This window comes from Pinibacter aurantiacus, from assembly GCF_019130065.1.
Lineage (GTDB): Bacteria > Bacteroidota > Bacteroidia > Chitinophagales > Chitinophagaceae > Pinibacter > Pinibacter aurantiacus.
Genome location: NZ_JAHSPG010000014.1, coordinates 181,615 through 196,612 on the forward strand (window position 1 = coordinate 181,615; position 14,998 = coordinate 196,612).

Below are 14,998 nucleotides of genomic sequence, written 5' to 3' on the forward strand. Positions count from 1 at the left end.
ATTCGGTTATTCCTAAAAGCAAAAAGCCCTGAAACATCAGAGCTTTTGCAAAAAACTATTCTTGTTCTTATATCTTTCCTACCATGTTTGCAGGTATTACCCACTCGTCGAATTGCTCTGGAGTAACGTAACCAAGCTTCACGGCCATTTCTTTCAAGGTAGTTCCTTCTTTGTGTGCTGTCTGTGCTATTTCGGCTGCTTTGTAGTAACCGATCTTTGTGTTCAAAGCAGTAACAAGCATCAAAGAATTATCTACGTGTGCCTTGATGTTTGCTTCAATTGGTTCGATACCCACTGCGCATTTATCGTTGAAGCTCACACAACCTTCACCGATCAGTCTTGCGCTGTGCAGGAAGTTATAAATCATTACGGGTTTGAACACGTTCAATTCGAAGTGCCCGGTTGCACCGCCAATGTTGATGGTAACATCGTTACCCAATACCTGTGCAGCAATCATTGTTAACGCCTCACATTGTGTTGGGTTTACTTTGCCAGGCATAATAGATGAACCCGGCTCATTATCCGGAATGAACAATTCACCAATACCGCTGCGAGGGCCACTTGATAACATGCGCACGTCGTTCGCAATTTTCATCAAACTAACGGCAACTGTTTTCAACGCACCATGCGCTTCTACGATTGCATCGTGAGCAGCGAGAGATTCGAATTTATTTTCTGCAGTAACAAAAGGCAAGCCTGTTAATGCAGCAATATGTTTCGCCACATTCTCAGAGTAGTTTGGAGGCGTGTTGATACCTGTACCAACAGCAGTTCCACCAAGTGCCAATTCTGACAAATGCGCCAATGTATTTTTGATCGCTTTTAATCCGTGGTTCAATTGAGAAACATATCCGCTGAACTCCTGTCCTACTGTTAATGGTGTAGCGTCCATGAAGTGTGTACGACCTATTTTCACCACGTGCATGTAAGCCTTGCTTTTTTCTGCAAGTGTGTCACGCAATTTTTCAACCCCCGGAATTGTTACATCCAACAACATCTTATATGCTGCAATGTGCATCGCTGTTGGGAAAGTATCGTTCGAAGATTGAGATTTGTTTACATCATCGTTCGGATGAAGGAATTTTTCTTTGTCTTCCAGTTTACCGCCGTTCAACACGTGACCGCGATAAGCAACGACTTCGTTTACGTTCATGTTGCTCTGCGTACCGCTACCGGTTTGCCAAACTACCAGAGGGAAATAGTCATCCAGCTTTCCTTCCTGTATTTCATCGCACACTTTACCGATCATGTCACTTTTTTCTTTTGGCAAAACGCCTGCTTCAAAGTTGGTGATGGCTGCAGCCTTTTTCAGGTATGCAAATGCACGGATGATCTCTTTCGGCATGCGATTGATGTCCTGTGCAATTTTGAAGTTTTCTATACTGCGTTGCGTTTGTGCACCATAATACGCGTCCACAGGCACTTTTACCTCGCCCATGGTATCTTTTTCTATGCGGTAACCCATATTGATAGTTTTTAATTTTAGCGGCGTAAAGGTAAACAATGTGCTAATTTGAAAATTTGAAAATTTGAAAATTCATTTGGTGCGGCTGGAAGACAGAACGCCCGCCAGAATGACTTTAGTCGGGCAGGCAGATTTTCATGATTGTCATGATTTGTTAGGATTTTTTATCCATTTAATTTTAAGAAGAGACTTTGCCCTTTCAGATCATGATTATCATGAGAATCATGAGAATCTGCGTTCTAACGGCCTATCGGCCTGTAAACTCAGGTTTTCTCTTCTCAAGGAAAGCCCCAGCCCCTTCTTTCAAGTCTTCAGTGGCAAAGCATTCGCCGAATTTCTTGATTTCGAAATCGTAGCCCTGCTGCGTGTGGTCGAAATTGTTGACGCACTCGATCACTTTTGCAACGGCTAATGGTGCTTTTGCATGGATAACCTGTAAAATTGATTTTACAGTGTTTAGCAAATCTTCCTGTTTAACAATATTGTTGGCGATACCGTATTGTGCGGCTTGTTCTGCCGAGATCATTTCGCCCGTCATTAACAACTGCATTGCCCTGCCCTTGCCTACAACTTGCACCAGCCGTTGTGTTCCACCATATCCCGGGATCAATCCCAGGTTTACCTCGGGTTGGCCAAACTTTGCATTCTCGCTGGCAATAATAAAATGACAGGAAAGCGCCAGTTCGCAACCACCGCCCAAAGCGAAACCGTTCACTGCTGCTACAATTGGTTTTGGAGAATTTTCTATTTTATCGAAAACGGATTGTTGTCCTTTGCGTGCAAGTTCTTCGCCCTGTGAAGGGTCCAATTGTAAAAATTCGCTGATGTCGGCACCAGCCACAAATGATTTTGGACCAGAACCGGTGATGATGGCCGATTTAATGGCACTGTTATTATACACTTCGTCAACTGCAGAGGACAGCTCTTCAATTACCGTTTTATTCAGCGCATTGAGTTTATCCGGCCTGTTGATGGTAATAACAAGTGTTTCATTTTCAACCGATGTAAGCAATGTTTGATAATTCATACCTTAGTAAATTATTTGCCTAAGATAGACACTTATAAGGATTCGCCCTTCGACAAGCTCAGGATGAGAGCACGAACTTACTGTCACCCTGAACTTGTCGAAGGGTAAACCCTTATCAGCGTTATAGCATACAACAACATCGAATTATTTTGCTCTCATGAATTTACTTAGTTTAATTACTTATACCGGGATATTTGTGTTTGCGGGCACCGGTGCATTCAAAGCGAGAACCTACCAGATGGATATTTTCGGAGCATGCGTATTGGCCTTTGTAACGGCCTATGGTGGAGGAACTTTGCGCGATCTGTTAATTGGCGTACGTCCCGTAAACTGGGTGAACGATTACCTGGCATTGGGTCTTGTTTTTTCTGCCACATTGATCACGTTTATTTTCAAGCTCAATTATGAGCGCTTCAAAAGAACCATATTCATTACAGACGCTATTGGCCTTGGTTTATTTACCGCTGCAGGAATAGAAAAAAGTATTTTACTTGGCATAAATGAAATGTATGCAGTGGTGATGGGTGTTATCACGGCGTCCTTTGGAGGGCTGCTGGCTGATGTACTCTGCAATGCCGTTCCCAATTTATTTAAACGTGGCGAACTCTATGCTACGGCCTGCGCCATCGGCGGCGTTGTGTATGTACTGTTGCGCAAAGCAGGCTTCGAGCAAAATATTAACCTGGTTTTGTGTGTAGTTATTGTGGTGCTCACGAGAATTATCTCGAAGTGGAAGAGAGTGGAGCTGCCGGAGATCTAGTTGAGAGTTGAGAGTTGAGAATGGAGAGTTGCTTTCTATTATTACATCATAACGTATTTTCAACTCTCAACTCTCAACTCTCAATTCTCAACTAACCTCACTGCTGTTGCTGCATTTCCTGGAACCTCCTGTAACTATTCTCCGGCATTGCAGGATTGTGTGATTGATAAGAAACGACCATTGGCATTTCGATGACATTGTTATTATTTACAGCGATTTTTGATAAGCCGTTTTCTATACTTACAGAAACCTCAAGGCGGTGATCGGAAGAGCCTTTGTACGTACCTTTCACAGGTGTGCAATCTCCAAAATTTCTTCCGATGGCAAGACGCACATGACGATCGCTAACAACACAATTGTTGGTAGGATCAAGACCTATCCATCCGTAAAAAGGAATATAAGCTTCCACCCAGGCGTGCGTAGCGCCTTCGCCGCGCAACTCGTGATTTTTAGGACAGATGTAGCCGCTTACATAACGCGCCGGAATGTTGATCATGCGAAGCATAAGTAAAAGCAAGTGGGCAAAATCCTGGCACACGCCTGCTTTCAATTTCCACACATCATCAATTTCCGTTTCTATGTTTGTAACACCCTTTTTGTATTCAAAATTATTGTAGACAAACGCGGAGAGCGCCTGTGCATTGTAAAACGGCGGCTGCTTTTCATTTACAATTTGAGTAACTGCATCACATATATCCCTGTAACATTTAAAAGCATCAATCTTTAAAAAATCCATGTAAGGAAATTGCTCGCTGAGAAATGAAAGATTCTCCCACTGCATGTTTGCGGGCGTGTCATCTGCGGGCAACAGCACTGGATGTGTAATTACGTCTATGGTTGAAAATATCGTAAGTTCTGTGTGCGGACGAATGATAGAGAACACGCCCACCTGGTTGTTGAAATAATCGGTAAACAACTCGATTGCTGGTTTATAAGAAATTTTGAGGTCATGCTTTTTCACTTCCTGCAATTGATCGTTTACCGGGTACAGCATAATCTGGTTGGTGCAATCAATTACCGTAGAAGCGTATGAATAGCGCGTAATGTGCTTGATGGAATAAGATGGCATTGTTCTCTTTTTAAAATGTCAGACAATGTTGTTTACGTGTTGCCGAAATAAAATTGATTGAATGAATTGGCAACCTCTACCAGTTCGGATCGTGTTTGATAAATAAAACGCTGCAGCTCATCAACGCTTGCTGCGCGAATGTTGCTATACTTTACGTTGTTCATTGCTTTTCCTATAAGAAACTCTAACCGGCTGTAGCTTTCAGGCAAACTCTCGGCATTCAGCCGTTCAAAATAATTCGACACTTGCTGCAAACAGTATAAGATCGAATGCGGGTAATTGGTATTGTACAAAATCATTTGCAACACATTATCCGGGGTAAATGTGCCGCGGTAAATTTTGTAGTACAACTCATAGCCTGAAAGAGAATGCAGCAATGATCGCAGGTGCGCTTCCATTGGCATCTTCAGTTCGTAGTTTAGTTCCTGCAACTTGATGCTTAGGATATCGGCGGAGAGAAACGCTCTCTCTAACATTTTGCCGATGTTCAGGTAATTGAATCCTTCACCCCGAGGCATCGTAATATCAACGGTTCCATTGTAAGAAAAACTGTGCTCGATCAAATCATCCAGCACCGTTACAGGATCACCCACTCTTACCTGCAATTGCATGTTTGAATTGCGTATGACATGGTAGTAATCATTAAGGCATTGCCACATTTCCTTTGTGATGTGATCCTGTACAGCTCTTGCACATTCCCGCGATCTAATGATGTTGTTGATCACCGAAGAAACATTGTTCCGGTCGAGTAAAATGTGCTCCAATACCTTTGACGAATCTCTATCGATGTCGTCAATTTCATTTGCATGTAAAACACTGTAAGTATTCAAAACAGAGCGCCAGCTAAAGTGAAGGATCTCTTCCTGCGATGAAATGTAGCTTGTGCGCAGAATGCGCAACATGCCGTTGGTTCGCTCCATGTAACGGGCCATCCAATAGATTGTATCTGCTACCCGGCTTAACATACTTTCCTGTTTAGTGTTTAGTAAAAAATAATAATGATGCTTAACTCATGTTAACAGGACGGCCTGTACCTTTTCGCAGGCAAGCAATTCGTTGTATCTGAAGTGTGTGATATTTATTTATTGTAAGTGCTCCTAAGCTACGACCCATGTGTCTTTACTGCCACCACCTTGTGAAGAATTTACCACCAATGAACCTTCGCGCAGAGCCACACGAGTGAGGCCGCCCGGCACTATGTCAATTCCATCCGGGCCATACAAAGCAAATGGTCGCAGATCCACTCTTCTCGGTTGCAGCACACCATTGATATAACACGGCGTGGAAGACAAACTGATAATTGGCTGCGCAATAAAACTGCGCGGATCCGCTTCGATGGCTCTTCTGAAATTTTCCATTTCCTGCTCTGTAGCTGCATTGCCGATCAACATGCCATAACCACCGGATTCATTAGTGCGCTTGATCACCATTTTATCCATGTTTTCAAAAACAAGCTTCTGATTTTCCGGCGATGCCAGCTGATAGGTCGGAACTGTTTTCAAAATAGGTTCTTCGTTCAGGTAATAACGGATCATGTCGGGCACATGCGCATACACAGCCTTATCATCTGCAACCCCATTGCCCATTGCATTTACAATGGCAACATTTCCTTTTCGGTATGCCCAGTAAATACCGGGAACACCCAATATGCTATCTGGCCGGAAAACGAGCGGATCAATAAAATCGTCGTCCACGCGGCGATAGATCACATCCACCTGCTGCAGGCCTTTGGTGGTTTTCATGTACACGTGATGGTTGTCTACCACAAGATCACGACCTTCCACAAGTTCAATACCCATGAGCCTTGCCAACGTTGTATGTTCAAAATATGCAGAGTTGTAAATGCCTGGTGAAAGCAACACAACGGTAGGATCGCTGTTTTGCCTGTTGGCGAGTGCCAGCAGATTTTTTAGCAGCAAGTCCGGATAATGCCTGACTGGCTTTATATTATTCTTTGGCAAAAGATCTGGAAAGATGCGGTACGTAATGCTGCGATTTTCGAGCATATACGATACACCGGATGGCGTCCGCAAATTATCTTCCAGCACATAAAACTCTCCATCGTAATCGCGGATGAGATCGACACCGGCGATGTGTGTGTAAATGTCGAACGGCACATTCACGTTTGTCATTTCCCGCAAAAAATTCGGAGACGAATAAATGAGCTTGGCCGGAACGATACCATCTTTTATGATGAACTGGTGATGGTAAATATCTTTCAGGAAAACGTTGAGTGCTTTAAGCCTCTGCTTTATTCCGGCTTCAATTTTTTGCCACTCATCGCCCATGATAATTCTCGGAATGATATCAAAGGGAAATATTTTTTCTATGCCCTCGCCGCTGTTGTAAACCGTAAAGGTGATTCCCTGGCTCATGAAAAGTTTCTTGGCCATTTCATCTTTATGGGTCATCTCATCGGACGAAAGATCCTGGATGGCGCCCACGAAGTTTTTATAGTGGTCGCGTACACCTTCCTGGCTAAACATTTCATCCCAAACGCCTGGCTGATCGCTGTAAGATTGGAGTAAAGTGTTTTCTGTCATAGTTAATTAAATATAGGAAATACTTTGAAAAAATATCAAAATATTTAGCCTAGACAGAAAATAAATGAACTATTTATATTAAACACTCGATATAATGCACATATTTTATCATTAATATTAATATATTTTTAATTATAATTTGACTGTTTGTAGAGACGCGTTGAACGCGTCTCTGTTCGGATATAAGAATGCTAGCAAATATTTGCCTTGCATCGACATTCGCGAGCGGTATAGCTGTGCGAGAGAGACGCATTCAATGCGTCTCTACAAATTCAACTTCCTGCTTTTGGGTCGCACATAAAAAAAGTCCAAAGAAGCAACCTCCTTTGGACCTAAATAATATGTATAAATTAGCATCTCTCAACTCTCCACTCTCCACTCTCCACTAAAACTCCCTATGCTCTCCCACCCAACCTTGTATATAGTTAATAATCTCTGTAGTTTCTGTGCCCGGTGCAAATAACTTGCCTACACCCATGTTGTTTAATTCCTGCATATCGTCATCCGGAATAATACCGCCGCCGGTTAGCAGCACATCGTCCATTGCCTTTTCTTTCATGAGTTGGATGATCTTTGGGAAAACGGTCATGTGAGCGCCGGATAAAATGCTTACGCCAATTGCATCAACATCTTCTTGCAAAGCAGCATTCACCACCATTTCAGGTGTTTGGCGAAGACCCGTGTAAATTACTTCCATGCCGCCATCGCGCAGTGCGGTGGCAATCACTTTGGCGCCGCGGTCATGGCCATCGAGGCCCACTTTTGCTACCAGTACACGAATCGGTCTTTTTGCTTTATTCGTCATGCAATCGTATTTGAGGCAAAGAAAGGAAAAATTAAAAAGTAAAAAGTAAAAAATCGACCTGACTGATGTCAATTCTACTGTTTGAAATTAGACGGTTTTTGCCTTTTGACTTTCTACTTTTGACTTTATCTAATAAACCTTTTCTTATGTTCGGCAACTATTCGCTCAATAACTTCATTTACTGAATCTGTTGGATTTCTAAAAACAGTAAACTTTATTCCGTTTTCACGTGCAAGTGGCATGTTAAGCGAATCGACAACGCTATAGGTCGCGAATTGTTTGTAGGCGGTTTCTGTGCTGTCGGGCAAATCATGCCCAACAAGAATGATCGCTTTTACTTTGTATGTGTCAGGCATCCATAATAAAAAAGTGGCATTTCCACTATATACTTCAGGCAAGCGATATTGTTTTCCGTAGTAGTTAATAGCGCCAGCTACACCATACGATCTGCAATAGATCAATGTGTGTATTCGAATAGAATCGTGCAGCCCATAAAAAACATCGGCAGTTTTCAATGCTATTTCTTTCCATCCCATCATGTCAGCGAAGTCTTGTGGCAACGGATGTTTTTGTTGATCTTCCCAGGTCAATGCGCCGGTATTTGCAACGCCGGATTTTTCATAGTATTTGTGCAATGTTTCCGGCTTCGCAACGGGAAGTGCTACTGGCATTGCGTACGCACCCAATATCAAACCAAAGATCAACATTGCATAACGCGCCCACTTCAACCTTCCTGTTGTCACCGCTTCCAAATGATAGGCGCCAAACGCAAATAATATTGGGTAAGCGCCCAACGCGTAATAATCTTTGCCATGCATTACCAGCAGAAAAATGATGATGAGTATATAGGCCCAACCAAAGGCTCGGTAAGGTTTTCCTCTTTCTGCAAATACCAAAAAGAACAACCCGGCAACCCACACAAAGATCATTGGCAGGTTCATGAATATTTGGCCTGCAATAAATGAAACGGGACTAACATACTGCAACTGATACTCCTGCAATTCATGCATGTGAAAAAACACAGGAAAGCGGTGATTGTATTGCCATAGAAGATTTGGAAGAAAAATTAAAAACGCAATCGCACCGGCGTAATACAGATGCTTGTTCAAAAATATTCTTCTATGCCTTGTAATGAGTAATGAAACTAATATGCACGCTGTGTAAAAGGCGACGGTGTATTTGCTCAGCAATCCCAGCCCAACAGCAACGCCAAAAAGATACAACCATTTGTTCTGCGAGGTTTGAATGTAACGTACAAGACTAAAGCCGATCAATGTCCAGAAAAATATTTCAATGCAATTGGGTTGAAATAAAAAGAAGACTCGCACATAACCATCGATCAAAAACGGCAGCCAGCCAAGCACCAACGCAAACGCTCTTCCGCCTAATGACAGAATAATTCTTCCTACAAGCAAAAACGTCAGCGAGCCGAAAAGCGATGGCCAGAATTTTATCCAGAACATGCTGCCACCAAAAAAATTGGTGAGCCATGCAAACACCGACAACATGGGCGGCACCTCCATGTATCCCCACGCCATGTGACTTCCTTCAGATAGGTAAAGAAATTCATCTCTGTGCGGCTGGTAAATACTATCCTGTAAAAAATAAGGAATGATGAGGCGAAGCAGAGCGAGTAGGTATAACAGTTTGGTGTACTGTTTCATGTAAGCTTGTTTGCAACAAGATAGAGAATGGAACGCAGATTTTCATGATTGTCATGATTTGAAAAGATTTTTGAATAACAAAAAGAACGCTAGCCAAAATGATTCTACATCACTTCAACTAGCGTTCCTATATTTCAAATCATAAAAAATCTTGACGATCATGAAAATCTGCGTTCCGTCTCTATCCGAGCAGCGCGAGCGCATGCTTAATCCTCGCTATCGTTTCATCTTTGCCAATAATGCCAGCGATGTCGAATACGCCGGGACCGAACTTTCCGCCCACGAGCATTACACGTAAGGGCATCATGAGTTCGCCGGGTTTCATTTGATTAGCAGCTACTATTTCTTTGAATTCTTTTTCAAGATCGTCGTGTTGCCATGTTGGAAGCAATTCATATGCACGAATCAATTCTGCAAAAAATTGTTGTTTCTTCTCATCCCATTTTGGCTTAATGGCAGCAGTGTCAATTTCTTTTGGTGATTGGAAGAAGAAAGATGCCTGCGCCACAAAGTCGTTCAACAATGTGCAACGATCTTTCACCAACTCTAAAACTTTTGCAAACTGTTCGTCATTCGTAATCGTAATGTTATTGTCTGCAAATATTTTCTTTACCTGCTCTTTATATTCAGCAACAGGCAATTTCTTAATCCACTCGTGGTTGAACCATTTTGCTTTTTCAAAATCAAAAATAGCTCCGCTATGGCTTACGCGGCTGATGTCAAATCGCTGGATCAATTCTTCCATGGAAAAAACTTCCTGCTCTGTTCCGTCGTTCCAGCCCAGCATTGCCAATAAGTTTACAAAGGCTTGTGATAAAAATCCTCTTTCGTAAAATCCTTCTGTCAGCTCCTGTGATTTCGGATCTGTCCAATTCATGGCGAAGATGGGGAAGCCATATTTATTACCGTGACGCTTGCTCAGTTTTGAGCTATCAGGGCCTAAAATCAACGGCAAATGTGCCCATTGTGGCATGTCGTTTTCCCAGCCTAAATATCTCCACAGCAAAATATGAACAGGAGCACTTGGCAGCCATTCTTCACCACGGAATGCGTGTGATATTTTCATGGAATAATCATCCACTACCACGGCGAGGTGATAAGTAGGCATGCCGTCTGCCTTTAGCAAAACTTTATCATCTACAAGACTGCTGTTGAAGCCTACTTCTCCGCGGATCATATCGGTGAATTTCACTTCTTCGTTCTGAGGCATTTTTATGCGGACCACGTGCGGCGCGCCTTCTGCGAGTAGCTTTTGCGTTTCGGCTTCGCCCAGCGTTAAAGAGTTTTTCATCTTTTCGCGGATAACGAAGTTGTATTGTGGAGATGGATTTTCGTCTGTTTTAAAATCTGTGCGCATTTTTTCCAACTCTTCTGCTGTATCAAATGCGTAGTAAGCATTGCCTTGTTTTATCAACTGCTCGGCATACTGGCGATACATTTCCTTTCTTTCACTTTGGCGATATGGCGCATAGGGGCCGCCGTGTTTCGGGCTTTCATCGGGTGTGAGGCCGCACCACGCAAGGCAATTGAAAATATATTCTTCTGCTCCGGGCACAAAACGTGTCTGGTCCGTATCTTCTATTCTTAAAATAAAGTCTCCGCCATTTTGTTTGGCAAATAAATAATTATACAACACTGTGCGAACGCCACCCAGGTGCAAGCCACCGGTTGGGCTTGGGGCGAATCTGACTCTTACTTGATTGCTCATGCCGCAAATTAATTTGAAAATTTGAGAATTTGAAAATTTGAAAATGAGGGAGAACGCCGATTCTCTTAAACTCTGCCGATAAATATTTCCCAATTTGCTTTAAAGAAATGAACAAAAACCACAGGAATGGCGCTTCCACCATTTTCAAATTTTCAAATTTCCAAATTTTCAAATTGCCGTATCTTTGCCACCCACCTATTTACCTGCAACAATTTTTTCTCCTTGTAAATTATTCTATGCTAGTTAAAACGTTTGGAAGCGCTGTGTATGGCGTGGAGGCTATTACTATAACAATTGAAGTGAATGTAAGCGAAGGAAGTTTTTTCGCAGTCGTGGGTTTGCCTGATGTTGCGGTGAAGGAAAGTGCGCAGCGTATTGATAGCGCTATTAAAACAAACGGTTATCGTATGCCACGCAGCAAGGTGGTTGTTAACCTGGCGCCGGCTGATATTAAGAAATCGGGTTCTGCTTTTGATCTGCCGATTGCGATGGGCTTGCTTGGTGCATCGGAGCAACTGGAGCTTATAGATGCGTTGAAAGATTACATAATGATGGGTGAGTTAAGTCTTGACGGCACCATTCAGCCGATAAAAGGTGCGTTGCCCATTGCTATCACGGCCCGCAAGGAAGGTTTTAAAGGATTGATCGTGCCGAAACAAAATGCCCGTGAAGCTGCGATGGTCAACAGTCTTGAGGTGTATGGTGTTTCACACATTAATGAAGTTATTGAGTTCTTCCAATCGGGAAAAAATTTGCAACCTGTTGTTGTTGATACAAGAGACGAATTTTTCAGCTCTCAATACTCTTTTGATTTTGATTTTAGTGATGTGAAGGGACAGGAAAACATTAAACGGGCACTGGAGATTGCGGCTGCGGGCGGGCATAATGCCATTCTGATCGGGCCGCCGTGTGCCGGCAAAACGATGCTCGCTAAACGACTGCCGACTATTTTGCCGCCACTTACTTTGCACGAAGCACTCGAAACTACAAAGATCCACAGTGTTGCGGGAAAGCTGCCGGACAATGCCACGCTTATTTCCAAACGCCCTTTTCGTTCCCCGCACCATACGGTTTCAGATGCAGCGCTTGTGGGAGGAGGTAGCGTTCCACAGCCGGGCGAAATTTCGCTTGCGCATAACGGTGTGTTGTTTCTGGATGAATTGCCGGAGTTTAAACGAACTGCTCTTGAGGTAATGCGCCAGCCAATGGAAGAAAGACGCGTCACAATTTCACGTGCCAAAGTTGCACTCGATTTTCCCGCCAGTTTTATGTTGGTGGCATCCATGAACCCTTGCCCTTGCGGATATTACAATCATCCGATTAAACCATGCACCTGTCCACCCGGTGCCGTTCAAAAATATCTCAACAAAATTTCCGGTCCGTTGCTGGACAGGATTGATCTTCACGTGGAAGTAACGCCTGTGCCATTTAATGAATTGTCGTCTTCTAAAAACGGCGAAAGCTCCGAAAACATCCGCGAACGCGTGATCACTGCACGAGAAATTCAGGCGGAGCGGTATAAGGAAAGCGCCGGAGTTTACTGCAATGCACAAATGAATAGTAAGCAGTTAAAGGAAATTTGCGTACTGGACAACATCAGTGCTAATTTGCTTAAAATCGCCATGAACAAATTGAACCTTTCGGCGAGGGCTTACGACCGTATCCTCAAAGTTTCCAGAACCATTGCCGACCTCGCGGCTAGTGAAACCATTAAGGCTGAGCATGTGGCAGAGGCCATCCAATACAGGAGCTTGGACCGGGAGGGATGGGCTGGATGACAATTTGAAAATTTGAGGATTTGAAAATTTGAAAATTTGAAAATTCTTTCTGTGCAGCGTAGTAAATAATCCTTTTCTATCCTGAAGATTTGACAATTAATTAATTGTAACCATTTTTTAGGGTCGTCAAGATTTCGGCGACCTACATTTTCAAATTTTCAAATTACCAAATTTTCAAATTTCCCTGCTATCTTGTCACTCCAAGTATCTCGCACGTTGTTTGCTGTTGGAACATCCTTACCCTTCTTTTTGTTATAATTTTAAGTTATCATGAAAATTCTTTTACAATATTTAAAGCCGTATAAGTGGCTGATAGGGTTGGCGTTGTTGTTGGCGACGATCAACCAGGTGTTTTCTTTATTTGATCCGCTGATATTTGGTAAACTGTTTGACAAGCTGCTGATTCATGCCCATGACTATGGCAGCGTAGACAAGGACAAAGTTTTCCATGCTGAAGGCACCCGTTCGTGGAACGACTTCTTTTGGAGTCTTTTAAAATACCTGGGAATGCTTATTGGTGTTGCCATGGTATCGCGCATTGCGAAGGCTTTCCAGGATTATTTTGTAAATGTGATCGTGCAAAAATTCGGCGCAAAAATTTTTACAGATGGTCTGCAACATTCAATGAAGCTTCCATACCAGGAATTTGAAGATCAAAGAAGTGGTGAAACGTTATCGATACTTACAAAAGTGCGTACAGACACGGAGAAATTCATCACCATGTTCATCAATGTGCTCTTCGGAATTATTGTGGGTATCGTATTTGTAACGATCTATTCGTTTAGTTTGCATTGGTCCATTATGCCGATCTATGTTGTGGGCGCTGCAATACTTGCATGGCTTACAAGTGTACTGAGTAAAAAAATAAAGATCATTCAAAAACGCATTGTTGCTGAAACAACTTCACTTGCCGGCTCTACTACTGAATCGCTGCGCAATATTGAGTTGCTGAAAAGCCTTGGTTTGACCAACCAGGAGGTGAAGCGCCTGAATGCAAACACTTACAAAATACTTGGGCTGGAATTGAAGAAGGTTAAAAGCCTCAGGGCATTGAACTTCATCCAGGGTACGTTTGTAAATTTCCTCAGACAATCCATCGTTTTTGTTTTGGCATTGCTGGTGTTTAGAAACAGCATTACTCCGGGACAGGTGTTAACGCTGACGTTTTATTCTTTCTTTATTTTCGGGCCGCTGCAGGAAATTGGAAACATTATTCTTGCCTATCGTGAAGCTGAAGCATCGCTCATCAACTTTCATAACCTGATGGAGAAGGCGCCGGAGAAGCAACCAGAGCATGCAAAACATTTGGGCGACGTAAAATCCCTAAGTTTTAATGACGTTAGTTTCAAGCACCAAACGGCAAACTATCGTGCTATTGAAGATATTAGTTTCACCGTGAACAAAGGCGAAACCGTTGCCTTTGTTGGGCCCTCAGGTTCGGGTAAAACAACGTTGATGAAATTGCTGGTGGGTTTGTACAGGCCGAAGGAAGGAAAAATTTTATACAATGGCATCGATGAAAGTTCAATCAATTTTGATGACCTGAGAAATCAGATAGGCTTTGTAACGCAGGATACACAACTGTTTGCAGGCAGTATTAAAGAGAACCTGATGTTTGTAAATCCAAACGCGACGGAAGAGGATCTCATGGATGTATTGCAAAAAGCTTCCTGTCAAAAATTATTGAACCGTGCAGAGAAAGGTTTAGATACAATGATCGGTGAAGGTGGTTTGAAATTAAGCGGTGGAGAAAAACAACGTTTGTCGATTGCACGTGCGTTGCTGCGCAAACCGAAAGTTTTAATTTTTGATGAAGCCACTTCTGCATTGGATTCTATTACTGAGGAAGAAATTACATCTACTATCAGGTCGGTTTCTTCAGAAGGAGATCAAATCACTATTTTAATTGCGCACAGACTTTCTACCATTATGCATGCCGATAGAATTTATGTGCTTGAGCAAGGCAATGTTGTAGAAACCGGGAACCACGAATATTTGCTGGAACAAAAGGGTTTGTATTATGCAATGTGGAGACAGCAGATTGGAGAAAGAAAGAATTTGAAGATAGCGTAATGCTTCGCATTTGTTTTGCCGCTGAAGCACAGAAAACACCACTTCTCACTAAGGGTTTTTTCTTACCGCAGAGATAAGGAGCTTTTTCCACAGAGTAAAGGAGGGT

11 protein-coding genes are annotated in these 14,998 nt (G+C 42.8%); 3 read left to right on the forward strand and 8 right to left on the reverse strand.

The window, feature by feature from the left end; all coding sequences use genetic code 11:
• Positions 1 to 67: 67 nt before the first annotated feature.
• Entirely contained in the window at positions 68 to 1,465 is a 1,398-nt protein-coding gene (gene fumC / locus KTO63_RS18300; protein ID WP_217793019.1) for a class II fumarate hydratase, read from the reverse strand.
• 247 nt (positions 1,466 to 1,712) lie between these two features.
• Complete coding sequence (locus tag KTO63_RS18305; RefSeq protein ID WP_217793021.1) at positions 1,713 to 2,492, reverse strand: enoyl-CoA hydratase/isomerase family protein; 780 nt, start codon at positions 2,490 to 2,492, stop codon at positions 1,713 to 1,715.
• Positions 2,493 to 2,649: 157 nt separating this feature from the next.
• On the opposite strand from KTO63_RS18305, the gene KTO63_RS18310 reads away from it, so the two are divergent.
• Positions 2,650 to 3,252, forward strand: a complete 603-nt coding sequence (locus KTO63_RS18310; RefSeq protein ID WP_217793023.1) for a trimeric intracellular cation channel family protein — start codon at positions 2,650 to 2,652, stop codon at positions 3,250 to 3,252.
• Between the two features lie 97 nt (positions 3,253 to 3,349).
• Here KTO63_RS18310 and KTO63_RS18315 read toward each other — a convergent pair whose 3' ends face one another.
• From KTO63_RS18315 to gltX, 6 genes are all read right to left on the reverse strand, one after another.
• Positions 3,350 to 4,321 (reverse strand): transglutaminase family protein, encoded by a 972-nt coding sequence (locus KTO63_RS18315; RefSeq protein WP_217793026.1) that lies wholly within the window; start codon positions 4,319 to 4,321, stop codon positions 3,350 to 3,352.
• Positions 4,322 to 4,353: 32 nt separating this feature from the next.
• Positions 4,354 to 5,286, reverse strand: a complete 933-nt coding sequence (locus KTO63_RS18320) for an alpha-E domain-containing protein (protein ID WP_217793028.1) — start codon at positions 5,284 to 5,286, stop codon at positions 4,354 to 4,356.
• A gap of 132 nt (positions 5,287 to 5,418) precedes the next feature.
• Positions 5,419 to 6,864 carry a circularly permuted type 2 ATP-grasp protein gene (locus KTO63_RS18325; RefSeq protein WP_217793030.1) on the reverse strand — a complete coding sequence of 482 codons (1,446 nt, stop codon included), beginning with the start codon at positions 6,862 to 6,864 and terminating at the stop codon, positions 5,419 to 5,421.
• A gap of 385 nt (positions 6,865 to 7,249) precedes the next feature.
• The gene (locus tag KTO63_RS18330) at positions 7,250 to 7,669 is read right to left on the reverse strand and encodes a cobalamin B12-binding domain-containing protein (protein WP_217793033.1); all 420 of its coding nucleotides are present in this window, start codon (positions 7,667 to 7,669) and stop codon (positions 7,250 to 7,252) included.
• 125 nt (positions 7,670 to 7,794) lie between these two features.
• Positions 7,795 to 9,333, reverse strand: a complete 1,539-nt coding sequence (locus KTO63_RS18335) for a glycosyltransferase family 39 protein (protein WP_217793034.1) — start codon at positions 9,331 to 9,333, stop codon at positions 7,795 to 7,797.
• Between the two features lie 181 nt (positions 9,334 to 9,514).
• Complete coding sequence (gene gltX, locus KTO63_RS18340; RefSeq protein ID WP_217793036.1) at positions 9,515 to 11,041, reverse strand: glutamate--tRNA ligase; 1,527 nt, start codon at positions 11,039 to 11,041, stop codon at positions 9,515 to 9,517.
• A 236-nt stretch (positions 11,042 to 11,277) separates the two neighbouring features.
• On the opposite strand from gltX, the gene KTO63_RS18345 reads away from it, so the two are divergent.
• Both KTO63_RS18345 and KTO63_RS18350 read left to right on the forward strand, forming a co-directional pair.
• The gene (locus tag KTO63_RS18345) at positions 11,278 to 12,819 is read left to right on the forward strand and encodes a YifB family Mg chelatase-like AAA ATPase (protein ID WP_217793038.1); all 1,542 of its coding nucleotides are present in this window, start codon (positions 11,278 to 11,280) and stop codon (positions 12,817 to 12,819) included.
• A gap of 270 nt (positions 12,820 to 13,089) precedes the next feature.
• Positions 13,090 to 14,892, forward strand: coding sequence for an ABC transporter ATP-binding protein (locus KTO63_RS18350; protein ID WP_217793040.1), 1,803 nt, complete (start codon positions 13,090 to 13,092; stop codon positions 14,890 to 14,892).
• The last annotated feature ends 106 nt before the right edge of the window (positions 14,893 to 14,998 follow it).

Bases quoted from the DNA above. Each gene is read 5' to 3' on its own strand.
- KTO63_RS18325 (WP_217793030.1), bottom strand. From the start codon at position 6,864: ATGACAGAAAACACTTTACTCCAATCTTACAGCGATCAGCCAGGCGTT.
- gltX (WP_217793036.1), bottom strand. From the start codon at position 11,041: ATGAGCAATCAAGTAAGAGTCAGATTCGCCCCAAGCCCAACCGGTGGC.
- KTO63_RS18310 (WP_217793023.1), top strand. From the start codon at position 2,650: ATGAATTTACTTAGTTTAATTACTTATACCGGGATATTTGTGTTTGCG.
- KTO63_RS18305 (WP_217793021.1), bottom strand. From the start codon at position 2,492: ATGAATTATCAAACATTGCTTACATCGGTTGAAAATGAAACACTTGTT.
- KTO63_RS18315 (WP_217793026.1), bottom strand. From the start codon at position 4,321: ATGCCATCTTATTCCATCAAGCACATTACGCGCTATTCATACGCTTCT.
- KTO63_RS18350 (WP_217793040.1), top strand. From the start codon at position 13,090: ATGAAAATTCTTTTACAATATTTAAAGCCGTATAAGTGGCTGATAGGG.
- KTO63_RS18320 (WP_217793028.1), bottom strand. From the start codon at position 5,286: ATGTTAAGCCGGGTAGCAGATACAATCTATTGGATGGCCCGTTACATG.
- fumC (WP_217793019.1), bottom strand. From the start codon at position 1,465: ATGGGTTACCGCATAGAAAAAGATACCATGGGCGAGGTAAAAGTGCCT.
- KTO63_RS18345 (WP_217793038.1), top strand. From the start codon at position 11,278: ATGCTAGTTAAAACGTTTGGAAGCGCTGTGTATGGCGTGGAGGCTATT.
- KTO63_RS18330 (WP_217793033.1), bottom strand. From the start codon at position 7,669: ATGACGAATAAAGCAAAAAGACCGATTCGTGTACTGGTAGCAAAAGTG.
- KTO63_RS18335 (WP_217793034.1), bottom strand. From the start codon at position 9,333: ATGAAACAGTACACCAAACTGTTATACCTACTCGCTCTGCTTCGCCTC.